The organism is Grimontia celer (assembly GCF_900055185.1).
Taxonomy (GTDB): domain Bacteria; phylum Pseudomonadota; class Gammaproteobacteria; order Enterobacterales; family Vibrionaceae; genus Enterovibrio; species Enterovibrio celer.
The window spans coordinates 1,841,751-1,868,647 of the sequence record NZ_FIZX01000001.1; the positions used below are offsets into that span (position 1 = coordinate 1,841,751).

Genomic DNA, 26,897 nt, shown 5'->3' on the forward strand with positions numbered 1-26,897 from the left:
TCTGACTATAATGCAAGTCAAAACTTAGACATCCAACTTCCTATGCATTCCAAGAAACTACTGATTGCCGCGGTGCTAGCATTTTTAAGCTCAAATCAATTGCAGGCTCATGATTACAGGCGTTTTCCAAACAACACAATACTCCATGACCAAAGTACGGGCAGAAACGCCATTCTAACTAACTGCTCAAAGAGCTCAAATGAAGTACTAAAATGCACTTTCTTTCAAATGACGCTCTCTTATAAACTTGAACCTAAAGATCTTGAGTCAACGTTGCTAAATGAGATCAACGAAATACAAAATGACGACCAAACAACAGATAAAGAAGCAATCAATGACGCACGCTCTCTTTGCTCTAGTCAAAGTGAAGAAAACAAACGCGTAAGAAAACACTTCGTTGAGTTACTAGACACTCCACAAAGCAACTTTGCCAGAGGAGTCATTGGTATATTAGATAGTGCATGCAAGGTTGAAACTCGATTAGACGCTGAAGAGTTGTTTATTGAGTTAACCAAAATTCAAAGAGAATTCGACACAAAAACCTGTAAAATCTGGCCAAACAGTTGGACTGAAGAGTTCTATTGGAAAACAACCACCTCCGGTGAGTATTGGCTAACTCAAAGTGACCCATCAGGAGAGTGTGGAATTATTAATATTTCAACATTGAAGCAAGACTCAACATCTTTGTGGAATTACGAATCCAGTAGAGTAGTGACAAACCCTCAAGGTACGGATGGCTTACTTCAATGCTCTGAAGTGGAGGAGCGCAAAGCTAAATACTCTTGGAAAAGCCAAGACCATTTAGTGGACTGTAAGTCCATAAAATTCGGTTACTAAAAAGCCGCTCGTAGGGAGCGGCGAATAGAAACCCGTTTGATTGGGTGTTGAATTACATCGTTTTTATAATGCTAGCTCTGACGTTAAGAAGGCGATCATTTCGTCTTCCGTGTTCATCGTTTTCAGGGTGTTTCTGAAATTCTCGTGGATGAGTTTGCGGGCAAGGCCGGAGAAGATGCGCATATGCTGGTCGCCCTGGTTTTTGTTCAGGGTCAGCATGATTACAAACTCTACTTCGCCGTCTTCTTCATCACTCCAGCGCACCGGTTTGTTCAGGCGGGCAATGGAAATCGATGAATGAACAATGTTGTCTGACTTGGTATGCGGAATCGCAAAGCCATTACCCAGACCGGTCGTGAAGACTTCTTCACGCGCCCAGATATCGGCTTCCAACTCTCCCACCAAATTAGTGCGGCCTTGAATGCCAAGGTTGCCAACCAGCGTTTGAATGGCTTCTTCCTTGGAGCTGAATTCGCAATCCAACAGCACACATTCGGTGGCTAGTAGCGGCTTGTCTTCCTGAGAGCGACTGAACGCTTCCAGCAAATGCTCCACTTCTTCGATAGTCGCGCAGTTGCAAGCCTGAATGAAAAGCTCACGGCAAAGCTGGGCATCCAGTTGGCTCAATTGCGCCTTGGTGGTCGCAATGCTTGGCGCTGCCATGCTGAGCTCATCCAACCCAGCACCAACCAGCAGTGGCAACACTTTCTTGTTAGCGCCTAATTCGCCACATAGGCCCACCCATTTGTTGTGCGCGTGTGCACCACTGACCACAGCTTCCAGCAGACGCAGGAACGACGGTGCCAGACTGTTGTAAAGCTTCGCGACGTTGTCGTTGTCACGGTCAACCGCAAGCAGGTATTGGGTCATGTCATTGGAACCAATGCTGAAGAAGTCTACTTCCTTGCAGAACTGATCCATGATGAAGGCAACGGATGGAATTTCGACCATGATGCCAAGCTCGAACTCACCATAAGCCACGCCGTCTTGTTCCATTTGCGCTTTGACTGTGTTGATCTGCGCTTTCACCCAACGGATCTCTTCGATGCTTTGGATCATCGGGATCATCACCTTGGTTTTTCCAAAAGGTGCGGCGCGCAAAATGGCGCGGATTTGGGTGTGGAACAGGCTGATAAATTGCGGATAGATACGCACTGCGCGATACCCAAGGAACGGATTATGCTCATGTGGCAGGTTCAGGTATTCGATAGGCTTGTCGCCGCCGATGTCCATGGTACGGATAATCACTGGCTTGCCTTCTGCCGCTTCCAGCACCGTTTTGTAAGCGTGGAATTGCTCGTCTTCGTCTGGTGCCGTCGCGCGGTCCATAAATAGCATCTCAGTGCGGAACAGGCCGATACCTTCAGCACCTTTGGCGAAAGCCGGCTCAGCTTCAACGGTACAAGCAATGTTCGCGGCGATTTCAATCTCTTTGCCGTCTCGGGTTTTACCGGAAAGATGGGTAAATGCGCCTTCTTTCGTTGCCATTTGTTCAGCAAGCCAGATGGCGCGTTCAAAGTAGGTCGCGACATGCTCAGACGGTACCAGAGCCACCAGACCCAAGCTGCCATCCAGATAAATCAATTCACCTTCCTGCGCAGCACATTCCGCCACTGCAACACCGGAAACCGCGGGAATATTGAACGCGCGGGCAAGGATAATAGTGTGAGAGGTAGAACCTGCCTGCGTCAGGATGAGACCTTTTAGGTGCTCGCGATCCAGACCCAGGAACTGGCTTGGCGTCAGGTCGTTTGCGATAACAATCGAAGGCTCAGTCAGCGTAAATTCTGTCGAGATATTCATCTCAGGGTGGGCAGCGATCAGCAATTGAAGTGCGATGTCTTTGATATCCAACACACGTTCTTTGAGGTAGTCAGAGCTTGATTGCAACAGGCTTTCACATATCACATCAACCGCAAGAATAATCGCCTTGGACAGCGTTTCACCTTGCTCAACGAAAGTCACCACTGAATGGTTCAACACTTCGTCTTTCAGAATGCTCAGGTGCGCTTCGATAATGGCCTTTTCCTGACCTGATGCGCTTTCAGCGTGATCCAGAAGCTTCTCCGTCACCAGAGTTTTCGCATGATCAAACGTCATTGCTGATTCAGCACTTTCGAACATTGACAGTTCCACTTCGCTGTAACGAATCAGTTTACCCTTGCCAATGCCTGCCGACAGACGTTTCGCATTCACCAGTGTCGGGTGATGACGCATCAGCGATTGTGGCAGCGTTACCTCGCCCTCATCCATCACCACCAGCTCTTCGTCGCAGTGCGGGAATTCGTTGTGAAGGTATTTCGCCAGCACGTCGAACGCGGCTTCTGCGTCTTCACCTTCAATCAGCATGGAACAAGGGTCATTGAGTAGCGTGTCAGTACCTACTAACGACAGGACGCTTTTCGCTGAACCTTCGTTATTGTTACGCAGGTTTTTCAGGGTAAAGGAGCTTTTGAATTGGGCACACACTGCTTCAAGATGATTTGCAGGGCGAGCATGAATGCCGTTTGGCAGCTCACAGGTAAATGCGACTTCTTTTTTCATTTTGTTCACTTAAATTTTTTCAAAAGGGCAATAGGGTGATTGATGGCTTCCTGCACCGAGGTGATGGTGAGCGTTTTTCCGGCATAGCGGTCGCTTTCAGAGGGAGTAATTTCGGTAGCCAACAAGATGTGATCCGCGGAATCAAACTCGCGTTCAGAGATTTTGTTTTCGATGCCCATTGCGCCCTGGGTTTCGACTTTTATTTGAATATTCAGGGTGCGTGCCGCTTCAACCAGTCGGTCTGCAGCCATGTAACAATGGGCGATGCCTGTGTGGCAGGCAGTGATAGCAACAACTTTCATAGCATGGCTTTTTGTTTGATTCGGATGCCCTCATGCTATGCCTTTCGATCCCGTTCAAATAGATGAAATAACTAACATTTACTGGACAAAAGTCGCATGCGAATCGATGTGTGAAATGCATCACCAAGCCGGAAAGTCCGATCGCTCCACTGCCCGTTCTGGAAAAAAGCGGCATTGATTCCGTTCTTCGGCACTCAGCGAATTCTCCACTTCAGCATTAGCAATCGCTCATTAAGTCGCATCTGTGATATTCCTCCCACCACTATTCGTTACGATACTTGGTGTATAGCGGTGTTACGACAGCCGCCTCAGGAAGAAAATAACTCAACAAGGACGTGGCGACAATCAACGACATAGGTATCACCATGGACTTTTCCAAACCCAAACGCCCTGTCGACAGGGTGTTTTTGCATTGTAGTGCCAGCGATTCAGAGGCACATGACAACATTGAAACCATGCGAAGATGGCACCTTGAAAGAGGATGGCGGGATGTGGGCTATCACTATTTCATCCGAAAGAGTGGCGAGTTGGAGGCTGGCCGCTCGCTGGAAAAAGTCCCCGCCGCACAGCAAGGACACAACACAGGTTCTATCGCGATTTGCCTGCATGGTTTGAAGCAGGAAAAATTCACCAAAGCCCAGTTCGACACCCTTATCGCGCTCTGTCGCGAAATCGACAACTCCTACGAAAACCAACTGACCTTCCATGGCCATTGCGAGGTTTCTGCCAAGACCTGCCCGGCGTTTGACTACAAAGCAGTGTTGGGTCTGACTGAGGCCGGCGATAGGAAAAATGCGCCTGCAAGCGAACCACAGCGGGTTGAACAGCCCATTCTTGAACTCACTGCCAAAGGTGCCGCTGTTGCTCACCTTCAAGCGCTACTCAGTGAAAAGCTGCAAATAGACCTCACCATTGACGGTCATTTTGGCCAGCTCACCAAAGCGGCAGTGATTTCATTTCAGCGAAAGAAAGGACTGGTTGACGACGGCACGGTTGGCCGAAGAACGTGGGAGGAATTGCTGTCTTAAATTGAAGTCGCCCAACGTGTCGTTGGGCGACTTGCAAACTCAGCGAATTTGCTTGGCAAGGGTCTGATAGCCGTTATAAATGCGCGAGCCAGTAGTAAACCAGCACATGGCACCGAACACACAGGCAATCGTCACAAAATGTGCAGGGAATAGACACATCAGCATAAAGCAAAGAATCGTCTCTGAACCTTCGGTCAATCCCGTCATGTAATACAGTGATTTGTTACTGTAAACTGGGTCATCAATCCCCTGCTTGCTCGCCATGATCGCGAAAGCCAGAAAGCTGCTTCCCGTGCCAATGAAAGAGAAAATCAAGAAAGCCCCCGCCACCGCATTCACTTCCGGATTAGCCAGAATAAAGCCAAATGGCACCAGCGAGTAGAACAGGAAATCGAGGCTGATATCCAAAAACCCACCGGCGTCAGTAATGCCCTGAATCCGCGCCAACGCGCCATCCAATCCATCCATCATGCGGTTGATCATAATGAAAATCAGCGCCAGTTCGTATTGCTGCATCGCCAGCGCTGGCAAAACCAGAAATCCGATGCAAAAGCCTGCCAAAGTGACCTGATTGGCAGAAACGCCCATCTCATCGACCATTTCAGCAAACATCGCCAACGGGCGCTTCACCACTTTAATGCCAAAACTATCAAGCATGTTGACGCTCCTGTTGTGCGGCGTGCCAAGGCCAGTTCAGAAGCTGACTGCCTTGAGGAATATCTTCGAGATCATGCGTCACCATCAACGCGGGAATTTGGGCTTCTTTCAGCTGCTCAACCACCCAATCGCGGAACTGACTGCGCAAGGTTTTATCCAGCTTGCTGAAAGGTTCATCCAAAAGCGCCACTTTGGGTTTTGCCAACAACATTCGGGTCAGACTGACACGGGCGCGTTGGCCGCCGGAGATCTGGTCTGGGAACGAATTCGCCAACTGTGCCAGCGAGATGTTTTTCAACGCCTGCATTGCACGTTCTTTGCGTTCCGCGCCTTTAATGGTATCCGGCAAGGCAAACGCCAGATTTTCCCAAACAGACAGGTGTGGGAACAGTAAGTCATCCTGAAACAGAATGCCGACTTCGCGCTTGTGCGCTGCCATGCCATCAAGCTTGATGCCATTCAGTTTGATGCTGCCGAAATATTCAAATTCATCTGACAGGTGGCCTGCTACGGCATCCAACAAAGTGGATTTACCGCAACCACTTGGTCCCATCAGACACAGCACTTCGCCCTTTTCTACGCGCATGTTCAGCGATGAAAACAGCACCTCGCCAGAGGATTTACGAATGGCGAGGTTTTCGAGACATAAGCTCATTATGAAACAACTCTTTGATTGGTTTGCGGCGAAGCGTTAACTGCAAACGGCTTGTTAGTATCGCCAGCGAGAAGAACAGGAACGGCAGCAAAGCCTGCCAAATAGCGTAAATCGCCGTAACACGACGATCGAAGCCGCTGGAAAGCGCCACCGCTTCCGTGGTCAATGTGGTAATGCGTCCTGCACCCAGCACCAGTGTCGGCAGGTATTGCGCCAGACTGACGCTGATACCAATTGCCCAGGCGAACAAAATTGCGGGCAACAGGATAGGCATTTTCACTTTAAGCCAGACGCGGAGTGGCGATTTACCGAGACTCAACGCCGCGCGGGTTAAACGCTCGTCATAGCTGCGCCAAGGGCCGTCCAGCGAAAGATAAACATACGGGAAAGCAAAGAACAGATGCGCCCAGCAGACCCAGAAAAAATGTGCATCGCCATTCACGTACAGCGTGGCAACCTGCATGCCAAAAAGGATGGAAAGCTGCGGCACCAACATAGGCACGGCAATGATGTAACCCGGCACCTGAATGCGGTGACACAGGCGATATTCGTGCGCCAGTAACGCCATCACCAAAGCCAGCGTGGCGGAGATCAGTGCGATAACGATGCTCTGCTCAATCGAGCCAAGAATGGAATCCCACTCATATTCCCAGAAACGCAGGCTGTATCGGCTTGGTAGTAAATCCGGGAAGCGCCAGCGCTGCGCCACGCTCCAGATTAACATCAGCGGGATCATCGAAATCGAGAGTGTCAGCATCCCCACAAACAGGGTTTTCCCCGGTAACGCGAAACCTGTACGCCCTGCATATTGCCATTGGTTGAAGCCTTGGGTGACCGCCCATTCAATCAGACGCGCAACACCAATCAGCAAGAGGGAGATCGCCAGCAACACCACAGCCCCTGCTGACGCGCGTGGCAGTAGAGCTAAGTCCGGGTCGTTAAACCATTGCCACACCAACACCGCAAAAGTTGGCGGGTTGGTCGGGCCGATGATCAATGCCACATCCACTACCGACAAGCCATAAGCCATGACCGCCAGCAATGGAAAACGCAGCTTGGACAGCCACTGTGGGAACACACATTTCCACCAGGCTTCCGCACGGGAATACCCCAGTGACGCGGCGACTTTTTCCACTCTGTTTACTTTCACCTGCTGGAGAATGGAAATACTCATCAGTAGCAGGAATGGCACCTCTTTCAATGCCAGCATCAGGATTAAACCAAGCGCGTGCGGGTCTTTGATCAGCAGCGCGAGGTCAGACGCGTTCGGATCAGCACTGATGCCAACCACATCCAGCAAACGCATTCCCATCCCCGTTGGGGCAAACAGGAAAGCAAAGCCAATGGCAAACGCCACATGCGGCACAGCCAGCAAAGGAGAGAGGGAGACCTCGACCTTACGCCAGAACTTGGTTCCCCAGGTTGCCTGCAGAATGGCAAATGTCAGCAAACACGCCAGATACGTGCTCGCTAATCCGGAATAGACCGTCATGCCAATCGAGCGCCAAACGCCTTCCCAATCGAACACTTGGGAAAATCCGTTCAGCGAGACGAGGTGCATGTCGAGTGGCGGAATGTAGCCCACTGAAGAGACCGCAACGCCCGCCACCCCAAACAGGGTCGGCAGGACGCAGATAAGAAGAATGAACAGATAGCTCGCGCGTAACATCAAACCTAACTTCCGTAGCGTTGTAGCCACTCTTTTTCGATGGCACTTTGCCAGCTTGGGTGGGTTTCAGGCACTGATTTGAACGGCTTGTGTTCTTTCGCCGAGCCAGAAAGGAATTCGGTTTTAAGTACCGATGGATCACCCCAAATATCGATATTACCTTTACGTGATTGCGCTTCAGGACACATCAAAAAGTTAATGACCACTAACGCCCCAGCCTTTGCATTAGCGTTCCATGGCACCGCCAGATAATGAATGTTCGACAGCGCGCCGAAGTCCATTGCATAAGCTTTAGTGCTTTCCGCAAGGTTACCCGTTGCATGGGCAGCGTAAACCGCGTTTGGGTTGAAAGTGATGGCCAAATCGATTTGACCGTCATCCAGCAATTGCAGTGTTTCGGCTGTGCCTGCCGGGAATTGCTCGCCCCCACGCCAAGCTACTTTGTGGAACGCATCCAGATAGTCCCAAAGCGGTTTGGTCACAGCTGCATAATCTGTGTCAGAGGCTGACTTTTGCAGACGTGGATCGTTCGAAGTCAGCTCAATCAGCAAGGACTTCAAAAAGCTCGTGCCGTGAAATTCCGGTGGTCGTGGGTACGTCAGTCGGTTTGGATTTGCCTGCGCATATTTCAACATGTCCGCGTAAGAGCGCGGAGGAGACGAAAGCGCTTCCTCGTCATAGATAAACACCAGTTGTCCCATGCCCCATGGCGCTTCCAGCCCTTCTGTTGGTTCGGAAAAATCCACGGTCACAGGCAGTGACTGATCCACGTACTGCCAGCTTGGTAAGTCTTCAACAAAAGGCCCAAACAGCAGTTGGTTGTCTTTGAGGGATTTGAAGTTTTCGCCGTTAATCCAGAGCATATCAACGCTGCCACCCTGATCTTTGCCTGCGGCTTTTTCTGCAATCAAGCGCGTGGTGGTTTCAGTAATGTCTGTCACTTTGACGTGATGAAGCGTGACATCGTAACGACGCTTAAGCTCTTTTTTCGCCCATCCCAGATAGCGGTTAATTTCCTGATTACCGCCCCAGGCGTGGAAGTAAACATGCTGTCCGGCGGCCTCGGCTTCAATCTGCTGCCAGTTTTCAGTGCCTGTCGCAGACACAGAGAAAGTGGTGACCGCTAAAATAAGCGCGGTGAAAAGGTTGTTCATACTACTTCGTTTTTATCGGTTTCTAGGGCTTTCAAAAGCAAAAAATCGTCCCCAGCCAAAAAGACGGAGGACGATACATTCACTTCATGGATATGCGCAAGCTTATTTAGACAGTTCCGCCATATCGATGCCTTTTTTCTTCGCGATGTATTTCGGGATCAGAGACATGCCGAACAGCACCAGACCCGCAACCGCGAATTTCACCAGCAGCATGGCTGACACGCCGTTAGTCGCGATGTCACCCGCCATGTAAGCGAAGATGAAGGCGCCAGGTGCCATAGTGATCATCGAAACCAGTGCGAAAGTGCTCAGGCTCAGACCAGTCAAACCGTATGCGTAGTTTTGCAGGCTGAATGGGAACACAGGAACCAGACGGGTCAGGATCAGGAAGCTAGTGCCGTTTTGCGCAACACCGTCGTCAATTTTCTTGAAGATTGGGTTGGTACCAAACTTTTTCATGATGGTGCCACGTAGCAGGAAGCGAGCCACAACAAACGCTGCAGACGCACCTACGGTTGCAGCAACCAGTGCCAGAATACCGCCTTGAACCGGGCCAAAGACGATACCCGCAACGATGGTGAACGCACTGCCTGGCAGCATGAAGATACAGGCGAAAACGTAAGCAATCAGGAATACCACGTAACCCATTGCGCCGAAGCTTGCGATCCAAGCTTGCAGGCTTTGGATGTCAGTGATGATTTCCAGAATGCCGCTTTGTTTCGCTGCAAACAGAACAGCGGCGATAACCGCAATGACCAGACCTATTTTTAGAAATTTCATGAGTATTTACCCGAAAAATAAAGAATTCTGCTTTTCCCTGAAGAAGGCGTTCGGCCTTGAATGTGCGCTTTTTGTTTGCCTGATACGAGGGCTCCCGTTAGGCCCAAACGCATCCTAAAAGCGCACCGAACGACTTCTTAAGGCAAGAAACTCGCCGGGCGAAACTGCAGGAGACAACTGCGTATTGTTCAACACCCGGCGGCTTCTTAAATCACACTGACATGCACTTAATCAGGCCAGCTTTTGACTTGTAACGGTTGAACCAAGCTTTTGCTGGGTTAGCCAGTACGTTCACTGGTGGTGCAGTGTCTTGCATCACAACCGGACCAAACATCAGATCCAGAATGTGCCAAGATTTAGTGCCCACACCCATCATGGATGCGCGACATGCTGCGCAGTAAACCACCACGTGGTCAGTTTCAAATTCATCAACACGACGCTGAACCACTCGGGTTGCCACATCAGGGTTAGCCGGTACAACCATGCCACCGAAGCCACAGCAGCGCGTATTCTCGCGGGTGTGTTCTGGCTCAGCAGTTTTGTAGCCAAGCTCATTCAGGATCCAACGGATACCGTCTTGTAGTTCTTTCTCGTAGCGGGTTGAGCAAGAGTCGTGAATGGTGAATACCACGTCGCTGTCTTTTGCTTTGCCCACCAGCTCTTTTGGCAGACCGATTTTTGGCAGCAGTTTCCACAGAGAAACGGGCTTTTGCGTACCTCCAGATTTCTTGATCATGCCGTAGCAGCTTTGACATGCCACGATCACTTCGTCTGCTTGCAGCTTGTCAAAGTCAGCTTGCAGCTGGCCGTAACGCTCTTTGAATTTGTCTGCCTGACCAATCGCTGCAGTTGGCTTACCACAACATTTCTGAACCGCACCCATTTCCGGGAACACGTTTTTCAGGTGTTGTGCAATCGCCGCGACACCTTCTGGCGAGTAGGATGGCAGGCTGCATCCTGGCATGAATACTTTATTGGTCATTTTGTGGTTACCGCGCGTTTAGCCATTGTGAAGAATTTCGAGAAGCCCAGCTTCTGGTGCATGTTGATTGCCTTGTGGCCTTTCATTGGCGATTCGCCATTGTTCGCGTTAACGAAGTCAACACGGGCACCAAGGAAGATATCCTTCATTGGGTAATCTTTAGGACAAACGATGGTGCACTGGTCACAGGCGTTACAGGAGTAAGCCAGCAGTGGGTCCATTTCTTTGTTGTTGACGAAGTCGCTGAACAGGGTCTTCGGACAGTCGCCGAAGTCGTTCATCATGATGCACTCGCTCATACACAGTTTGCAGGTACATTGCAGACAGCGGCTTGATTCCTGCTTGATTTGCTCTTGCGTGAAACCAAGGTCAACCTGCGCGAAATCGCGCTTGCGTACTTCAGCATCACGCAGTTCACCGTGCAGACGAGGAACATCGGTAGTGCCTTTAGGCAGTGGGATGTCCAGACGAGACTTGTAGCTGTACTCTTCCTGGAAATCGCGGCCTTCTTCCAGAGGACGACCCGCGAACTGACGCTCGATGCTCATGGCTGCTTTACGGCCCAGCGCCATCGCTTCAATCACGATGTTACCGCCAGCGGCGTCACCAGCGACGTAAACACCTTCCATCGAAGTTGCCAGCGTGTCTTTGTCGACCACGTAGCGACCGCCACGCGTGGTTTCCAGCGCGCCGTCAGTGATGTCTGCCACCAGCTGACCGGTTGCGAATACCACTGTGTCGACTTCGATAGTACGGGTTTCATCGCTGTAGCTTGGAGCAAAGTTGCCGTTTTCGTCGAAGATAGACAGCACACGACGCAGGGTAATTGAGGTCACTTTACCGTCTTTCTCTTCGATAGAGATTGGGCCCCAGCCTGCGTTGAAGACCACGCCTTCTTCCAGCGATTCTTCGATTTCAACATGGCTTGCTGGCAGTTTTTCCATCGCTTCCAATGAGCACTGGTAAACTTCATCAGCACCGATACGCCATGATGAACGTGCACAGTCCATCGCTACGTCACCACCGCCGATCACCATCACTCGTTTGCCAGCGCGGGGGAATGCACGGGTTTCAGAGATTTCTTTCAGGTATTCAACTGCAGAGAATACGCCTTCAGACTGGTGACCAGGCAGCGGGATGATAGAACCCACATGCGCACCGTGTGCCAGAACCACTGCATCGTGAGTGTTGCGCAGTTCTTCAAATGTGATGTCTTTGCCGATTTCCACGCAGAACTTGGTTTCGATGCCCAGCATATCCAGGTAGCTGTATTCGAAATCAATAACATGGCGTGGCAGACGGTATTCAGGAATACCTACGCGCATCATGCCGCCGTACACGTCCATTTTTTCGAAAATAGTGACTTCGTGACCTTTGCGGCGAAGTTCAATCGCCGTCTGTGCACCCGCAGGGCCAGCACCGATGATGGCGATTTTCTTTCCAGTTGGATTCAAAACCGCCAGATCCCAGTTCTCTTTGTTATCCATTTTTTCTGCAACGAAGCGTTTGATACCCGCCACGCTGATGCCCTGACCGTATTCAGTCTGACGACGACATGCCTGCTCACACGGGTGCGCACAGATGCGGCCCAGCGTTTGCGGCAGAAACAGTTTGCCGCGAATCACGTCCAGTGCTTCTTGATACTTGCCTTCGCCCGCCAGACGCACGTATTGCTTAACGTCAGTGTGCATTGGACATGCAGTTTGGCATGCTGGGTCTGCATCACCCATGCAGCCGTCTACTACGCGTTGTGCCGCGTCGTAGAGCTTTTGACTAAAAATGACATTGTTCATTGTTGTTATGATTCCGGTATATGTAATTCTTTTGGCAGTACCTACTCAGGCGCAGTGCTCAAGTGCGCCTGGGTAAGTCATTGATTAGCTTTTCTTCGCACCGCTTTGCACTGGAATATCCGCACGATTTTGTTCGTAGTGCGCGTAGCTGTATTCAATCCAAGAACCGTCGTAGTTGTAGACGTCTTGTGCACCCAGAACTTCTTCCAGAACCATCATGGTGTGTGCAGAACGAACGCCTGATTGACAGTAGGCAATCACTTTCTTGCCTTTGATTACGTCGCCGTACAGGGCTTGCAGTTCTTCTGCCGATTTCAGCGTGGTGTCGTCGTTCAGCGCTTTGGTCCAGTTGATGTGAACACTGCCAGGGATCGTGCCCGGGCCAAATGCGCCAGATACTGTGGTGCTGCCATCAAATTCCGCGGTGCCGCGGGTATCCAGAATCACCCAGTCAGCGGTGTTTTGCGCTGCCAGAACCATATCCAGAGTTGCCAGTGCCGATTCTTCGCTTTGTGGTGCTGGAGCTTTGTACTGAGATGCAGTCACCGTTGGGTTTGCATTGCCAGTTGGGAAGCCTTCGCCAATCCAAGCATTCAGGCCGCCATCCAGATAACGAACATCTTCATGGCCGAGGTTTTTGATTTGCCAAAACAGGCGGGCAGCGTCGTGGTGAGAGTTCGCCGCGTAAACCACAATGGTGGTTTCCGGTGTTGCGCCGTAGCTGCTCAGCAGGGATTCCATTTCTTCGACAGAGTTGCGCATGCCGTCAAACTCATACGCCTCTTTCGCTGCTGAGTAATCAGGACGCCACATTGAGAATGAACCTTCGATAGGTGCATCTGGCTTCATTGGGTTCAGCGCGCCGATCACAACCACATCCAGGTCGCGATCCATCATCTGCTTCACTTCCTGTGCAGAAACGAACGCTTCTGGGTTGGCGTACTCAGCAAACTTCTGATCTAACACTTCAGCACTTACCTGAACCGCTTCTGCACCGAACATGCTGGTGTAGCCGACATAACCTGCTGCCAGAACAGCAGCGACAACGCCGATTGCAACTGTCGATTTTTTCATCGTGAAATTCCCAAGATTATTAAAAATTTTTCTGCCTTCTCAGAGGCAAAAGGAAATCAATAACGGGATGCTGAATACTCGGCTTTATGATTCGTTTTAAGTGCCAATCTTACTGCCAGCATCTCGCTCAAAATGCGTTGGGTTGACCGCTCCGGGTCAGTAGCACGGATTGTGTGTGAATGGGGAAATGGCGGATATTGTGGTTTACCACAATAGTGCGAAATATTTGATCTAAAGCAACATTATTTATAGGGTTTTATAAGGTAAAATGCGTGCCACTATCATTCCCGACGTGTGCCACTCACTTGCCCGGTTACCTACAACGTTTAACCCCATTTTTGGGTATTAAAGCGGTTTTCCTTTATATCGTTAGCATGTGCTGCCTATGTGTTTGTCCTGCACAAGCCGGCGTCCTTCAACATTATGATGTCGGTGTGTTAGCGCTTCGTGGCGATCAGCATGCTGATCAATCTTGGCGGCCAACATTGGATTGGCTGGAAGAAACCATTCCGAATACCGAGTTCACCCTTCATACCTACGACTTTGAAGAGTTGGATGAAGCGTTCGAACACAATCAGTTGGATTTCCTACTGACCAGTCCGGGACAGGCCACGCGTATTGCGCGGCAATACCCACTAAACTGGCTCGCCACCCAGAAGACCCCATACAGCAGTAACCTCACCCACTCCATTGCCTCTGTTGCTGTTGTGCGTAGCGACTCGCCGTATCTTGCCCTTCGTGATATTGAATATGCCCGCGTGGGTGCCGTTTCAGAAAAAGCGTTTGGCGGCTTTCTGGCGCTCCGCTACGAAATTGAAAAACGCAATGTGTTTGGCAGTAGCTTCTTTAAGCGGGTGAAATTCTATGGTCCACCAACAGATAACATTCTGCTGAGCGTGATTGACAACGATTTGGATGTCGCAGTGCTGCCCGCCTGTACGCTGGAAAGCATGATTAAGGAAGGACGCATTGAGCGGCATAAAGTGCGTGTGCTTGAAGGCAAACGTCCGAATGACTCTATTTGTACGGTGACCACCCCGCTCTATCCGAACTGGACCTTTGCAAAAACCGACCGCGCTTCAGACAGCATCGGCAAGTTAGTCACCCAATCACTGCTTTCGATGCATGAAAGTGCTTACGCCGCAGAGGCAGCGGGTAATGTCGGCTGGACGCTCCCGGCAAGCCCGGTCAAAGTCGACCATGTGCTGCATCAGCTCGATATGCATCCCTTACAGCGCACCTGGCAGGAAGGATTTCTGAAATGGCTGGATCGCAATCAGGTACTCGCCTTCGCCACCTTCGTCGTTTTCATGCTGATGAACATCTATCACTTCTGGTTGGAATATCGCTTCAAGCGCAGTAAGGACGATCTCAAGAAAACCCTCTACGAACTCAAAGAGAGAAACGAGCAACTGGAACATGCACAGCGAACCATGATTGTCAGCGAGCTTGGCAGCAGCATTGCGCATGAGATTAACCAACCGTTGTCGACCATCAAAAACTACTCTGAAGGACTACAACGTCGCATTGCCCAAGGCATGACACCGGATGAACTTACCCCTTTCTTGGGCAAGATCCAGCAACAGGTCACCGTCGCGAGCGGCATCATCCAACGCTTGCGCGGCTTGATAAAACAAACACCGACAGACTATGTCACCTGCGATCCGATCTTCTTTATCAAGGAGTCGATATCGCTGATTGAATACGATTTCCAGGCTCAAAAAATAGCACTAAACCTGATCGTTGAAGGCGAGCCGCTCCAAGGCGAATTCGATGTCATTGGTATGCAGCAAGTGATGATCAATCTCCTGAAAAACGCCAAAGATGCCTGCATGGCGAGTCTGGATTACGAAATCTCACCCACCGTCACAATCGAGCTATTGTACGGCACCCATGAGGTGGTTATCCGGGTTCAGGATAATGGCATCGGCCTTGCGGCAAGCGAGAACGAAGTGAAGAAGCCTTTCTATACCACCAAAGAAGATGGTTTGGGCCTTGGTTTGCCTATCTGCCGTGAAGTCGTCGAAGCCCATCGCGGACACTTTATTATTCAGGCTGCACGCCCGGTTGGCTGTGAAGTCACTGTAGTGCTGCCAATCAAACGAGAACAAGAATAAATGAACAAAAGCCCGGTATTTATTGTTGATGATGAAGATGCAGTCCGCGAGTCACTGGTCTTTATGTTGGAAAGCTATGGCTTAGTGCTGAAAGATTTCGCCTCTGGCCCTGCGTTTTTGGAAAGCGTCGATATTTCAGAGCCGGGTTGCATCGTGCTCGATAGCCGGATGCCAGAAATGCGCGGTCAGGAACTACAGCAGATCCTCAACGATGCACAAAGCCCACTCTCTATCATCTTCCTGACAGGTCACGGCGATGTGCCTATGGCTGTTGATGCACTCAAAGATGGCGCGGTCGATTTCTTCCAAAAACCGGTGGACGGTGATCGCTTGGTGACAGCGATTGAAAAAGCACTCGCCCACTCTTTCCAGCGCGTTGGCCATGTCTGTGTCGAAAAGAAATACAACAGCCTGACTGACCGTGAAAAAGAAGTACTGAGAGAAGTGCTGAAAGGCCAGACCAACCAGCAGATGTCGAAGACCTTGTGTGTCTCACTGCGCACCATTGAAGTACACCGCGCGAACATGATGAAGAAGTTTGAGGCGAGTAATGTGGCAGATTTAGTGCTGCGGTTAAGTACCTTGATTCAGCAAGGGAAAATCTAGTCCAGCACAAAAGGCGAAGTGCAGAATCGCGGGGGAATGCGAAACTGCACTTCAGGGGGAACCTATTGGCATTTAAATGCCGTTTGATTCGTTTTAATTAGAGAGCGCGACTTTCATCTGCTCGGCGACTTTGTCGACCTTGCCCAATCCGACGACCACTTGCAGGCCACCTTTACCGATTGGAATCACACCTGCCGCGCCAAGTTGTTTCAGTTTCTCACTGTCAGCCAGTCCAGAGTCTTTCACTGTCAGGCGAAGACGGGTGACACAGTTGTCTACTTCCAGAATATTCTCTGCACCACCAATGGCTGCAATGTAGTCGTTAGTCAGTTGGCCAATTTCTTCTTTCGTTTCTGCTTTCGAAGCACCTTCTCCACGACCCGGCGTTTTCAGGTTGAACTTCAGAATCGCAAAGCGGAAGGTGAAGTAGTACACCGCGAAGAACACCAGACCTTGAGCAATCAACATGTACCACTGGGTAGCAAGTGGGTTCTGGCTAGACAGTACGAAGTCTACGAAACCTGCGGAGAAACCAAATCCTGCCATCCATTCCATACTTGCTGCGATGTAGAGGGAGATACCCGTCAGCACAGCGTGAATGAAGTAAAGTGCCGGTGCCAGGAACATAAAGCTGAACTCAAGTGGCTCTGTGATACCGGTGAAGAATGACGCCATGGCTGCTGCAATCATGATAGAGAATGTCGCGCCTTTGTTTTCTGCATCAGCACAGTGGTACATCGCCAAAGCTGCTGCCGGAAGACCAAACATCATGATTGGGAAGAAGCCCGCTTGATACATGCCGGTTTTACCTGGACTCGCCGTGCCGTCAGCAATAGATTGCGCGCCACCCAGGAAGTTAGGAATATCGTTAATACCCACTACATCAAACCAGAAAACTGGGTACAGCGCGTGGTGCATGCCGATGGTCAGTGTAAGGCGGTTAAAGAAGCCGAATAGGCCCGCACCCAGTGCATCCAGCGCCACAAGATGGTTACCGAAAACAACCAGTGCGTTGTAAACCATAGGCCAGACATAAAGCAGCACAAACGCAATTGCCATACCTGCAATCGAGGTCAGGATAGGGACCAGACGTTTACCGCTGAAAAACGCGAGTGCTTTTGGCAGTTCAACCGTGTGGTAGCGGTTGTAGATCTCCGCTGAGATAATGCCGACCAAAATACCAATGAACTGGTTATTGATCTTACCGAACGCATCTGGCACTTCGCTGGCTGCCACGCCCATCAATTGGCTCACTGCGCCAGGAGAAAGGAGCGTCGTAACGACCATAAAACAGATAAAGCCCGCCATGGCTGCCGCACCGTTTTTATCTTTACTTAATCCGAACGCGACACCTATCGCGAACAGCACAGCCATGTTGTCGATGATTGCGCCGCCGGATTTGATTAACAGCGCCGCCATGACGCTTTCTGAACCCCAACCCACCGGATCAATCCAATACCCGACACCCATTAAAATTGCTGCGGCGGGCAGAGTGGCAACGGGTACCATCAATGCCTTACCGACTTTTTGCATATATCCCAAGATATTCATCTAAGCCCCCAAGCTTTATTCAATCAAATTCTTAATCCCCCGCATGGTTGTGATGCTGTTGTTATTAGCTTGTTTTCGCTGCTTCACAACCAGTGCTTTAGGCCTATTTGACGATTAAGCCCGCTTGCAAACAAACCAATCCGACGCCATCATGAATTAATATTTTTAATACATAATAGCGATAGCAGAAAAACAATGGCGAACCTTCAATCACTGCTTGGCAATCTCCATACCTTCAATGTGGCTGCAAGAACCTTGAGCTTTACCGAAGCGGCAAAACTCCTGCACTTAACGCAAGGTGCTGTCAGCCATCGCATCAAAGTGTTGGAACAGGAACTGGGGTTTAATTTGTTTGTTCGCGGAACACGAAAGCTGACGCTGACAGATGAAGGGAGAAGGTTTCAGGGCACACTGGCGAGCTCACTGAACAATATTTTCAGTGAAATTGATGATATCCGGCATACTGAACTGAGCGGTGATTTGACCATTTCGACGTCGCCAGGCATTGCCTATGAATGGCTTATCCCCAAGTTGCCAGATTTCAAAGCCAAGTACCCCAAATTCAATTTGAAGGTGATGACGCAAGAACTCGAACTGGAATTCGAAACAAACAACATTGATGTCGCGCTTTACTACGGGGCATCAGAAAGACCCGATGTTTACCGCATTAAAATGTTTGATGAGCGTTATGTTCCTGTCTGTACACCCCAATACGCCAAAGAGAACCGACTGTTTGAAGATGGCATGGCTTCGCTTTCCCGTGTGAATTTTCTCTACGCTGCCACATCTACCGTTTGGTCCCGTTGGGCAAAGCACCACAAAGTGAATATCGACATCGCCAAGCAATGTTGCGTTTTCACACATCAAGACATGGCTGTGTTCAGCGCAAGAAAAGGATTGGGGGTAGCAATGGGTAGATACCGATTCGTCAAAGACGCACTGGAAAGTGGCGAACTGGTTTCTCCTTATCCCGGAATGGAAACCCACAAAACCCATGATCTGCTCTGTCCGCTTGGCTCTGAGAAAAGACCCAAAGTGCGAACATTCATTAATTGGGTGATGGGTCAAATTGACCAAACGAACTAACAAGAAGCTCATATATTAGGGTCTGTTGACCTTTGGAATAAAATCACGATCGAGGACGTCCTCGATCGTGTTCTAGGACGCACCAACACTAGTCTCAGCACATACTGGCTCCAACCTCATGGTTTAAGGAGCCACAAGGTGAAACCCATTAATTTACTCGTTATCTTGTTCACGTTCGTCCTAAATTCTGCCTTTGCAGCGAATGTTGGGTTTGAGCAATTCTCGCTTGAAGATGACGCATCAAGACCACTGAATGTTTCTATCTGGTACCCAACATTTCAAACGTCACCAAAAACCGTGATTGCCGAAAATCCAGCTTTTGTTGGTACTGAAGTGATCAAAGCAGCAACGCTAGATGCCAGAAAAGCGCCTGTTGTTTTGCTCTCTCATGGCTATCGTGGAAGCTGGCGAAATCTCAATTGGCTGGCGACGAAGCTTGCTATACGTGGTTACGTGGTGGCCGCGACTGATCACCCCGGTACAACAACTTTTGACCAATCTCCATCTCAAGCCGCGCAATGGTGGCAAAGACCAAGAGATATTTCCCGCTTGCTGAGCTTTCTGCTGGCTGACTCAAAGTGGAGTCAAGCTTTGGACACGGACAACATTTCTGCTATCGGCCACTCTTTGGGGGGATGGACGGTGATGCAGTTGGCAGGCGTTGAAATTGATAGAAACGAATTGAAAAAACAATGCCAGCTCATTTTCAATCCAAGAACGTGCGGACTGGCAAAGGAGCTGGGGCTTGATAAGGTTCAGCCAAAGGAGCCGGCAACGACTTCGCTCAAAGACACGCGCATCAAACGTGTTGTCAGTTTGGACTTGGGTTTAGCTCGCGGATTTTCTGTTCCGAGTATGACTGAAATACTAATACCGACACTCATTCTGGCTGCTGGCATCGACATAGGCGATTTGCCTCAAGCTATGGAGTCAGGCTATTTAGCTGAACATTTACCTTTATCGACAAGACACTACAAGGTGTATGAGCAAGCCACCCATTTCAGTTTCATGCAGCGATGTAAGGCAGGCGCGACCGACTTGCTGGAACAGGAGTACAAGGGCGATGGCATTATCTGTAAGGATGGATTCGGCACCCAGCGTGAAGCACTGCATGCCGACATGTTGGCGGATATCCTTTGGTTCCTTGAGTAACTCACACGGGAATTAAAGGGTGCCGCTTCGGAATTCGCTGGGCGTTTTTTCGGTGATCCGCAAAAACTCTCGGTTGAAGTTGGATTTAGTCTGAAAGCCCGCTTCAAGATAGATTTCAGTGATCGCCAAGTCGCTGCTTTTCAGTAGAGACTTGGCGTGCTCAATCCGATAGCGGTTGATTGCTCGGGAAATATTCTCACCACGAATCTGATTCACCGATGAAGAGATTTTTCTCCCAGGAATACCCAGTTTCCTCGCCAGCTTATTTAACGTCAGATCCGGGTCTTTAAACAGCTCCCTTTGCGCCATCATCTCATCCAATTTCGCGACAACCGATTGCGCCTCATCATTCTCGTCAGTGATTGGTTCAGGTTCGAGCTCCACTTCAGAATTTGTGTCACCGATAGCCAGTTCAGCATCATTCACCTCAAACACGTCTGCTTCGGGAATTTGCTCTTGGGAGGGCACGCTTCCGTCAACAATCACCACCAGCATACCCATAACTGGTATCAGTATTAGATAGCTGAACGTGAGAATGTAACCTGTGTGCTCAGCACCAAACGCGACAAAGTCATAGGAGATTGCCCCATCAATGAATGCAGAAAACAGTAAAAGTGCACCCGCAACTCTTTCGGAGTAACTTGTCTGATTTGTGTCGCTGAGTCTTACCTTATCTGCTGTGCTGAAAGAAAGAGACAATAACCACACACCATAGATTAGGTACAAAATCACCAGCAATACATCTGTCAGCCCCAACCATAGATATGGATAACTGACAGAGGACAATGCCACCAACCCAGGACCAATCCAGTGAACTTTACTGAGAGGCTTGTTCGAGTGTGCTTGAGAGAAACACCACCATGCCACAACAGGAAGGCACACGCCTAACATGGGCTGAATTGTGCGGAAGAAACTAATATCCGTCGTCCACCTCAAACCTACGACCGCGGTTGCAGCAGCACACAGGACCAGAAACCAGAAAGCATGTTTTGACTGGTAGAGTGAACGATTGAAAATGATCGCCGCACCGAAAATCAACATCAAAGACGCCACAAATGGCAATGGGATAGAGAGCATTTTTGTCCTTTAAATTGAGCTCGTCATAATGAGAAGGATTCGTTCGTCACTTAGAAGTAACGCGCAATTTCCAGATACCGGTTGCGGATATGTTCGATCAACGCCTTCACCTTGGTCGGAGGTTGGCGGGTAAACGGATACACGGCATAGATGCCGAGCTTCTTGCCTACTTGCTCAGGAAGAATATCAATCAGCGTCCCTTCCAACAGGTCGTGATAAACCAAACAGCGCGGCACATAAGCTATGCCATAGCCGCCCAGCGCGGCTTTGCGAAGTGCGGCGGCATTATCAGTGGAAAAACTGCCAGACACTTTGACGATGTAGTTACCTTTACTGGCTTTGAATTCTCAGTCCGAAGCCCCGGTGGTTTGATACGCGTATTGCAGGCAACTGCGGTCGACTAATGTATTAAAAAACAGCAAGTTGAAATTTAAAATTAACCAGACATAATAAGTATCTATGATATTTTTTCAAATAAAATTTAAGTTATGATATTTTCCTGATTATCTAGGATTATATCAAGCTGAAAGATACAGAAAAACATACAACATAGCATGCCACAGATCACACAATTTGCATCAAGTGTTTTAAACATAAAAAGAACAAAGGTTATAATTTTGATTTATGAGTTAAAGTCATTCAAATCCTTTAAATAAATTGGAATATAAATTGAAAGAAAGCAAAAAAACTAGCACAACAATACAAATAATTACAATAATAATTTGTTGTACATTATATACAGCGATAATTTATAATTATTTTGGCATTGTTGACAGTTATGACCTTTCTAGGTATATAAGTGCAGGCATTGCTTTATTGGAGGAGCAAGGACTTGCTCCTCATATACAAAGTTATACTGAATTATCATTTTCTGATAGAGATGGACAATTAGTTTATCCTTCAGCAATTTTTCAGGTAATAGCCGCATTATTAAGCGGAAGTTTATATAGCACCCCCTCTATACATTTATTTTATGCTTTCACTGTGGCTATATTTACACTCTCCAATATTATCATATTTAAAATATTGAATCATAAGATAGATAAAAACCTAGCTCTGATCATCACGGTGTCAATGTTATTAATACCATACAACATGGTATTTAGTGAAAATATGACAAGACCTTTGACTGGTCCATGGGGGATGTTTTTTTGGTTGATCTCCATCTATTTCATCATTAATAAAAAAGTAATTAAGGCTGGACTCACATCTGGTTTGGCTTTACTGATTAGAATCCAAACGTATCAGTTGGTTTTCTTGGAAGTTATTTTAATCGAAAAATGGAAAGAAAGATTAAGATATTTGCTCTCTATTTTAGTTACAGTACTTATATTTCAAGCATTCTTCTATTTATTGATATCTACACCAAATGGAAACAGCAGTTTTTATCTAGATGCAGTAAAAACTATAGACCCGAGCAAAATAAAGCAATCATTTCTTTTGGGATTTGAGTTTCTTTTAATAATGAAAGTGTATTCGATATTTGCACTTATAATTATCCCTTTCTTATTCTCAAGTGTAGTATCCAGAGAAACCAAATCATTCATATTATATTATATTGCATTTTACTTTGTATTGTTCTTTGCAACAATAATTGCCATGCCATTAGTTTATAATGCAAATCCCAACACAAGATATTTTATATACCTATATCCATTTATTCCAATTATATTTGGATTTATAATTTCTGATTTCTCTTTTAGTAATAGTTTGATCTTTAATAGAAAAATAACCATTTTATTATCAATCATTACCATTAGTATTTTGTCTCTTCATCTTTTCAATTCAATAAAATCTGGAAGTGGCAATGACAATGCCATAAAGGAAATTTATTCAATTAGTGATCATCTTGATGAAGACATTAAAAATCCAGTAATATTAACTAACGATAGGTATATCCCAAGCTATATTTTTAGCAGCATAAGATCAAGAAAATTTTATAACCTGCCTAGTTTAGAGGATTTCACAAAATCCAACCATAATAATAAGATTGATTTCATTATTTTCTCCTTTAGGCACCATAAGCACAAAAACAAGATTACATCACTAGGATATTTGCAGGAAAGTGGCGTCAACATTACTTTAAACACTCCACTAATTGATAATAACGGAAATACTTTTATTTATGAGAGTAAAACATCTGAACTTACAAATATGATTATATACAAGAGAAAACAATGATTCTGATTCCAGCCTACGAACCAAATGAAAGTTTAATTAGCTTACTAGAGGGAATAACTGGAGAGTTTTCTTCCTCTAGTATACCTATGGTAATTGTAAATGATGGTTCAGAAAAGGAAGTATCTCTAAAAACTTTTAATACCATAAGAGAGAGATTCCCTAATATAGTAATTCTTACTCATGAGAGTAATATGGGGAAGGGCGCCGCAATAAAAACGGGCATTAGATTTGCACTTGAAAGCCATTATGAATTTGTTATTACCGTCGATGCTGACGGCCAGCATGAAGCTCATGACGTTAAACGACTATATCAGTATTCAAAATATCATTGTCAGAAGCTAATTATTGGCACCAGACGTTTTAGTGGTGACATTCCTCTAAGATCAAAATTTGGAAACCTATTAACTAGGACGTTATTTAATTTCATACATAGTACTAATATAGAAGATACACAATCTGGACTAAGATATATTCCTCACTCATGCTTTAGTATGATTCTAGAAATAAAAGCAAACAGATATGAACTAGAACAAGAAGTTTTAAATGTATGTGCGAGAAAAAAAATCATAGCGCCGCCTTTGTACATAGATACAATCTATGAAGAAGGAAACCCCAGCTCTCATTTCAATAAAATTAGAGATTCATTTCTTATATACTTTGTCCTTTTCAGAGCTGTACTATCTGGGGTTTTAATTGCAATATTAGACGTAATAGTTTTTGCAATAATATTTAGTCAAACCAAAGACGCAGATATATCGGTATATCTGACGAGGTTTTTAATGACTTTGCTATATTATATATTGTTAAGAAGTTTTGTTTTCAATTATAAAGGAAGACAATTTTCCGCATTTATAAAGCTAGTTACTTTGATCATTTTGAATAGCTTAATTGTTGCCTATGTTCTGGAAAGAATGGAACCTCATTCAGAGAGTACTAACTTAGTATATATTTCAGTTAACATTTTGCTTTTCATTATAAATTTTTTAGTTCAAAAGGCATTTATTTTCAAGGAAAAAAACAATGAAAGAAACAGACTGGGATAAATATTACACTAATCGAGGAACCAATAAGATCACCAAGATAACTAGGGGTTTTACTTCGAACAAGATATCCAATCTGATACGTCGACAAGGGATAAATAACCCTAGGATTTGCGAGCTAGGTGGTGGAGATAGTTGTGTAGCTGATGAAATAATTCAAGAAAGTAAAGCATCATATTATGAAGTTGTAGATAACTGTGAAAAAGGCTTGAGCCTATTTAAAGCGCGTAACCATCTTTGTGAATCAGGTGTAGTTAAAGACTCAGTACTGAACAAGAATTCAGTTGAAAACTTCGATATATGCTTAAGTATCGGGTTAATTGAGCACTTTAATGAATCAGATACCTCTAAAGCTATCGAATATCACTTTAAAAAAGTTAGGACGGGAGGCTTCGTCCTGATCACCTTCCCTCACCCAACATGGCTCTACTGTCTTACAAGGAAAATTCTTGAAATAACAGGTGCATGGAAATTCCCAGACGAAAGACCACTCAATTTTGAGGAGGTTACTAGGACTTGCAAACTATATGGTAAAGAGATTCACAGGAGCATAAACTGGAAAATAATTCTTACTCAAGGCTATGTGCTTTACGAGAAAATTTAGCTTTGCCTATTTGTAGATACCATAATGCGAACGGCCTATATTTGCTATTAATGGCAACTGTATGCAACTCATTTTAGAAATAATTCACCATTTCCAGGTACCGACTGCGGATATGCTCGATAAGCATCTTGACCTTGGTCGGTGGCTGGCGGGTAAACGGATACACGGCATAGATACCGAGCTTCTTGCCTACCTGTTCAGGAAGAATATCAATCAGCCTTCCTTCCAACAGATCGTGATAAACCAGACAACGTGGCACGTACGCAATGCCATAACCGCCCAGTGCAGCTTTTCGCAGTGCGGTGGCGTTATCAGTGGAAAAACTACCAGATACTTTGACGATGTAGTTACCTTTACTCGCTTTGAATTCCCAGTCCGAAGCACCGGTTGTTTGATACGCGTATTGCAGGCAATTGTGGTCGATCAATGCTTCCGGTGTGGCAGGTTTTCCGTGTTGGGCAATGTATTGCGGCGAGGCACATACCACCCATTGGGAATCAAGGAAATGACGGGCAATCAGGCTTGAATCTTCAAGGTATCCCGTACGGATAACCAGATCATAGCCACCTTCAATCAAGTCGACGAATTTGTTGTCGAGCGACATATCAACCGTCAGGCCAGGGTTTTGGTAACAGAACTCTGCTACTGCATCTGCCAATAGCAAATCGCCAGAAATGGTCGGCACTGACATTTTGATATGACCACTGATGTTCTCGCCAAACCCCACGACAGAATCAACCGCTTCTTGGGTAGCCTGTTTGACGTTTTTCGCCCCCTGCAAGAGGGCTTTTCCCGCTTCTGTCAGTGTGAGCTTGCGAGTAGTGCGGTAGAGAAGCTGAACGCCTAATTCTTCTTCTAAACGCGCAACACGTTTACTGACAACGGAGTTTGTCAGGCCGTTTTGCTCGGCAGCTTTACTGAAGCTGCCCAACTCCACCACTTGGGAAAAGAGAATTAAGTCATCCGCGCGCACGGTATTTACTCATTTTGAGAAACAATAAAGACCATTATTTCCTTTTCTCAGGGAAAGTAAACTTGTATCAGAACAACCGACGCTTCAGGCCTGTTTTTTCCAGTACTCGGGTGGAGATTTCTTCAACCGACAATGAGGTGGTGTTGATATAAGGAATCGCTTCACGACGAAACAGCGATTCAATCGTTGCGATCTCCTGTTCACACTGCTCGCTGCTGGCATATTCACTTCCCGAGAGGCGGTTCTGACGGATCTGGGTCAGGCGCTCTGGCTCTATCGTCAACCCAAACAACTTGTGACGTTGGAACTCGAATTCAGGCAATAAACGCAGCATTTTCATGTCTTCCGCGATAAACGGATAGTTCACCACGCGAAGGCCGAATTGCATCGCCATGTAGAGGCTGGTCGGGGTTTTACCGCTGCGCGAAACACCCAGCAAAATAATGTCTGCTTTATCCAGGTCTTTTAAAGAAATGCCGTCATCATGCGCCAAGGTGTATTCAATCGCCGAAATGCGATCAAAGTAGGTGTCTGAATCTTTGCTGACACTTCGAGAACGTTGAAGTTTTGGCTTAGGCTCGATTTGAGTGTCTTCTGCCACACGCTGGACGATACTTTCCAACACATCGTAGAAAAATGCTGGTGCCTGAAGCAGATGATCACGCATTGCAGGAACGACCATGGAGAAGAAAACCAACGGTTTTACCCCATGTTTATCGTGGGATTGTTGGATCTGTTTGACCAAATCCGCCACTTTGTCTTCAGACTCGACAAAAGGGAAGGTTTTCTCGTTTGGGACAAAGGAAAACTGACCCAAAACAACATGCCCTAATGTCTCGCATGTGATGGCTGTCCCGTCCGAGACATAAAAGACGTCTCGGGTTTGAATTTCTGTGTGCTTCAAAGGTTAATCTGCTCGCAAAATTTTATTAGGATACAAACATAACAATAACAACAAATGGTCAGCCATTAACGTTTGCTCAGCTTTTGAAACCCATAGCGTTTTTTAGCCCAAACTTAAGGTTCACCGCCCAA

General features: G+C 47.3%; 23 protein-coding genes and 1 pseudogene. 9 read left to right on the plus strand and 15 right to left on the minus strand.

All coding sequences use genetic code 11. The features are described 5' to 3' along the window. The first annotated feature begins 42 nt into the window (after positions 1-42). Entirely contained in the window at positions 43-837 is a 795-nt protein-coding gene (locus tag GCE9029_RS08090) for a hypothetical protein (protein WP_157487786.1), read from the plus strand. Between the two features lie 63 nt (positions 838-900). Here the strand turns inward: GCE9029_RS08090 and ptsP are convergent, their stop codons facing one another. After that, a complete protein-coding gene (gene ptsP / locus GCE9029_RS08095) occupies positions 901-3,381 on the minus strand; it encodes a phosphoenolpyruvate--protein phosphotransferase (RefSeq protein WP_062662448.1) in 2,481 nt (826 codons plus the stop codon). Between the two features lie 5 nt (positions 3,382-3,386). Next, positions 3,387-3,683: a PTS fructose transporter subunit IIB gene (locus tag GCE9029_RS08100; protein ID WP_002538525.1), complete on the minus strand. Its 297-nt coding sequence runs from the start codon at positions 3,681-3,683 to the stop codon at positions 3,387-3,389. 335 nt (positions 3,684-4,018) lie between these two features. On the opposite strand from GCE9029_RS08100, the gene GCE9029_RS08105 reads away from it, so the two are divergent. Beyond that, the gene (locus tag GCE9029_RS08105; protein ID WP_231870056.1) at positions 4,019-4,711 is read left to right on the plus strand and encodes a peptidoglycan recognition protein family protein; all 693 of its coding nucleotides are present in this window, start codon (positions 4,019-4,021) and stop codon (positions 4,709-4,711) included. Positions 4,712-4,750: 39 nt separating this feature from the next. Here GCE9029_RS08105 and GCE9029_RS08110 read toward each other — a convergent pair whose 3' ends face one another. From GCE9029_RS08110 to GCE9029_RS08145, 8 genes are all read right to left on the minus strand, one after another. After that, positions 4,751-5,368 (minus strand): CDP-alcohol phosphatidyltransferase family protein, encoded by a 618-nt coding sequence (locus tag GCE9029_RS08110; protein ID WP_062662450.1) that lies wholly within the window; start codon positions 5,366-5,368, stop codon positions 4,751-4,753. Further along, the gene (locus tag GCE9029_RS08115) at positions 5,361-6,023 is read right to left on the minus strand and encodes an ATP-binding cassette domain-containing protein (RefSeq protein ID WP_062662452.1); all 663 of its coding nucleotides are present in this window, start codon (positions 6,021-6,023) and stop codon (positions 5,361-5,363) included. The genes GCE9029_RS08110 and GCE9029_RS08115 overlap by 8 nt, the downstream gene beginning before the upstream one ends. Further along, on the minus strand, positions 5,989-7,692 hold the full coding sequence (locus tag GCE9029_RS08120; protein WP_062662454.1) for an ABC transporter permease: 1,704 nt from the start codon (positions 7,690-7,692) through the stop codon (positions 5,989-5,991). Before GCE9029_RS08120 ends, GCE9029_RS08115 begins: the two co-directional genes overlap by 35 nt. A 5-nt stretch (positions 7,693-7,697) precedes the next feature. Beyond that, positions 7,698-8,846 carry an ABC transporter substrate-binding protein gene (locus tag GCE9029_RS08125; RefSeq protein WP_062662455.1) on the minus strand — a complete coding sequence of 383 codons (1,149 nt, stop codon included), beginning with the start codon at positions 8,844-8,846 and terminating at the stop codon, positions 7,698-7,700. 102 nt (positions 8,847-8,948) lie between these two features. Then, entirely contained in the window at positions 8,949-9,626 is a 678-nt protein-coding gene (locus GCE9029_RS08130) for a TVP38/TMEM64 family protein (protein WP_062662457.1), read from the minus strand. Between the two features lie 211 nt (positions 9,627-9,837). Beyond that, positions 9,838-10,608: a heterodisulfide reductase-related iron-sulfur binding cluster gene (locus GCE9029_RS08135; RefSeq protein ID WP_062662459.1), complete on the minus strand. Its 771-nt coding sequence runs from the start codon at positions 10,606-10,608 to the stop codon at positions 9,838-9,840. Then, positions 10,605-12,401, minus strand: a complete 1,797-nt coding sequence (locus GCE9029_RS08140; RefSeq protein ID WP_062662461.1) for an FAD-dependent oxidoreductase — start codon at positions 12,399-12,401, stop codon at positions 10,605-10,607. Before GCE9029_RS08140 ends, GCE9029_RS08135 begins: the two co-directional genes overlap by 4 nt. An 84-nt stretch (positions 12,402-12,485) precedes the next feature. Continuing rightward, on the minus strand, positions 12,486-13,475 hold the full coding sequence (locus tag GCE9029_RS08145; RefSeq protein WP_062662463.1) for a sulfurtransferase: 990 nt from the start codon (positions 13,473-13,475) through the stop codon (positions 12,486-12,488). Positions 13,476-13,747: 272 nt separating this feature from the next. Between GCE9029_RS08145 and GCE9029_RS08150 the strand changes: the two genes are divergently transcribed. Beyond that, positions 13,748-15,592, plus strand: coding sequence for a sensor histidine kinase (locus GCE9029_RS08150; RefSeq protein ID WP_231870057.1), 1,845 nt, complete (start codon positions 13,748-13,750; stop codon positions 15,590-15,592). Next, complete coding sequence (locus tag GCE9029_RS08155) at positions 15,593-16,198, plus strand: response regulator transcription factor (RefSeq protein WP_062662467.1); 606 nt, start codon at positions 15,593-15,595, stop codon at positions 16,196-16,198. It begins immediately after the preceding gene. A 93-nt stretch (positions 16,199-16,291) separates the two neighbouring features. On the opposite strand, the gene nagE is transcribed toward GCE9029_RS08155, so the two are convergent. Further along, on the minus strand, positions 16,292-17,749 hold the full coding sequence (nagE, locus tag GCE9029_RS08160) for an N-acetylglucosamine-specific PTS transporter subunit IIBC (RefSeq protein WP_062662470.1): 1,458 nt from the start codon (positions 17,747-17,749) through the stop codon (positions 16,292-16,294). Between the two features lie 195 nt (positions 17,750-17,944). Here nagE and GCE9029_RS08165 point away from each other — a divergent pair, with 195 nt between their 5' ends. Together GCE9029_RS08165 and GCE9029_RS08170 are read left to right on the plus strand one after the other, a co-directional pair. Continuing rightward, positions 17,945-18,835 carry a LysR substrate-binding domain-containing protein gene (locus GCE9029_RS08165; protein WP_062662472.1) on the plus strand — a complete coding sequence of 297 codons (891 nt, stop codon included), beginning with the start codon at positions 17,945-17,947 and terminating at the stop codon, positions 18,833-18,835. A gap of 138 nt (positions 18,836-18,973) precedes the next feature. After that, positions 18,974-19,987, plus strand: a complete 1,014-nt coding sequence (locus GCE9029_RS08170; protein ID WP_062662474.1) for an alpha/beta hydrolase family protein — start codon at positions 18,974-18,976, stop codon at positions 19,985-19,987. A 12-nt stretch (positions 19,988-19,999) separates the two neighbouring features. Here the strand turns inward: GCE9029_RS08170 and GCE9029_RS08175 are convergent, their stop codons facing one another. Both GCE9029_RS08175 and GCE9029_RS08180 read right to left on the minus strand, forming a co-directional pair. Next, positions 20,000-21,064, minus strand: a complete 1,065-nt coding sequence (locus GCE9029_RS08175; RefSeq protein ID WP_062662476.1) for a helix-turn-helix domain-containing protein — start codon at positions 21,062-21,064, stop codon at positions 20,000-20,002. Positions 21,065-21,114: 50 nt separating this feature from the next. Continuing rightward, a pseudogene (locus tag GCE9029_RS08180) lies at positions 21,115-21,468 on the minus strand (LysR substrate-binding domain-containing protein); the annotation flags it as partial. Positions 21,469-21,733: 265 nt separating this feature from the next. Here GCE9029_RS08180 and GCE9029_RS08185 point away from each other — a divergent pair. Genes GCE9029_RS08185 through GCE9029_RS25830 form a run of 3 tightly spaced genes read left to right on the plus strand, consistent with a single transcriptional unit; the run spans position 21,734 to position 24,889 of the window. Beyond that, positions 21,734-23,245 (plus strand): hypothetical protein, encoded by a 1,512-nt coding sequence (locus GCE9029_RS08185; RefSeq protein ID WP_062662478.1) that lies wholly within the window; start codon positions 21,734-21,736, stop codon positions 23,243-23,245. Further along, the gene (locus tag GCE9029_RS08190; protein WP_062662480.1) at positions 23,242-24,288 is read left to right on the plus strand and encodes a glycosyltransferase; all 1,047 of its coding nucleotides are present in this window, start codon (positions 23,242-23,244) and stop codon (positions 24,286-24,288) included. Before GCE9029_RS08185 ends, GCE9029_RS08190 begins: the two co-directional genes overlap by 4 nt. Then, positions 24,266-24,889 carry a class I SAM-dependent methyltransferase gene (locus tag GCE9029_RS25830; RefSeq protein WP_062662482.1) on the plus strand — a complete coding sequence of 208 codons (624 nt, stop codon included), beginning with the start codon at positions 24,266-24,268 and terminating at the stop codon, positions 24,887-24,889. The genes GCE9029_RS08190 and GCE9029_RS25830 overlap by 23 nt, the downstream gene beginning before the upstream one ends. Before the next feature lie 73 nt (positions 24,890-24,962). Here the strand turns inward: GCE9029_RS25830 and GCE9029_RS08200 are convergent, their stop codons facing one another. Next, a complete protein-coding gene (locus GCE9029_RS08200) occupies positions 24,963-25,862 on the minus strand; it encodes a LysR family transcriptional regulator (protein ID WP_062662485.1) in 900 nt (299 codons plus the stop codon). A 67-nt stretch (positions 25,863-25,929) separates the two neighbouring features. Beyond that, entirely contained in the window at positions 25,930-26,766 is an 837-nt protein-coding gene (ppsR, locus tag GCE9029_RS08205; RefSeq protein ID WP_082804303.1) for a posphoenolpyruvate synthetase regulatory kinase/phosphorylase PpsR, read from the minus strand. Positions 26,767-26,897: the final 131 nt, after the last annotated feature.

Excerpts from the sequence above, each read along its gene's own strand:
- GCE9029_RS08090 (WP_157487786.1), top strand. The coding sequence starts at position 43 with ATGCATTCCAAGAAACTACTGATTGCCGCGGTGCTAGCATTTTTAAGC.
- ptsP (WP_062662448.1), bottom strand. The coding sequence starts at position 3,381 with ATGAAAAAAGAAGTCGCATTTACCTGTGAGCTGCCAAACGGCATTCAT.
- GCE9029_RS08100 (WP_002538525.1), bottom strand. The coding sequence starts at position 3,683 with ATGAAAGTTGTTGCTATCACTGCCTGCCACACAGGCATCGCCCATTGT.
- GCE9029_RS08110 (WP_062662450.1), bottom strand. The coding sequence starts at position 5,368 with ATGCTTGATAGTTTTGGCATTAAAGTGGTGAAGCGCCCGTTGGCGATG.
- GCE9029_RS08115 (WP_062662452.1), bottom strand. The coding sequence starts at position 6,023 with ATGAGCTTATGTCTCGAAAACCTCGCCATTCGTAAATCCTCTGGCGAG.
- GCE9029_RS08120 (WP_062662454.1), bottom strand. The coding sequence starts at position 7,692 with ATGTTACGCGCGAGCTATCTGTTCATTCTTCTTATCTGCGTCCTGCCG.
- GCE9029_RS08125 (WP_062662455.1), bottom strand. The coding sequence starts at position 8,846 with ATGAACAACCTTTTCACCGCGCTTATTTTAGCGGTCACCACTTTCTCT.
- GCE9029_RS08130 (WP_062662457.1), bottom strand. The coding sequence starts at position 9,626 with ATGAAATTTCTAAAAATAGGTCTGGTCATTGCGGTTATCGCCGCTGTT.
- GCE9029_RS08135 (WP_062662459.1), bottom strand. The coding sequence starts at position 10,608 with ATGACCAATAAAGTATTCATGCCAGGATGCAGCCTGCCATCCTACTCG.
- GCE9029_RS08140 (WP_062662461.1), bottom strand. The coding sequence starts at position 12,401 with ATGAACAATGTCATTTTTAGTCAAAAGCTCTACGACGCGGCACAACGC.
- GCE9029_RS08145 (WP_062662463.1), bottom strand. The coding sequence starts at position 13,475 with ATGAAAAAATCGACAGTTGCAATCGGCGTTGTCGCTGCTGTTCTGGCA.
- GCE9029_RS08155 (WP_062662467.1), top strand. The coding sequence starts at position 15,593 with ATGAACAAAAGCCCGGTATTTATTGTTGATGATGAAGATGCAGTCCGC.
- nagE (WP_062662470.1), bottom strand. The coding sequence starts at position 17,749 with ATGAATATCTTGGGATATATGCAAAAAGTCGGTAAGGCATTGATGGTA.
- GCE9029_RS08165 (WP_062662472.1), top strand. The coding sequence starts at position 17,945 with ATGGCGAACCTTCAATCACTGCTTGGCAATCTCCATACCTTCAATGTG.
- GCE9029_RS08175 (WP_062662476.1), bottom strand. The coding sequence starts at position 21,064 with ATGCTCTCTATCCCATTGCCATTTGTGGCGTCTTTGATGTTGATTTTC.
- GCE9029_RS08190 (WP_062662480.1), top strand. The coding sequence starts at position 23,242 with ATGATTCTGATTCCAGCCTACGAACCAAATGAAAGTTTAATTAGCTTA.
- GCE9029_RS25830 (WP_062662482.1), top strand. The coding sequence starts at position 24,266 with ATGAAAGAAACAGACTGGGATAAATATTACACTAATCGAGGAACCAAT.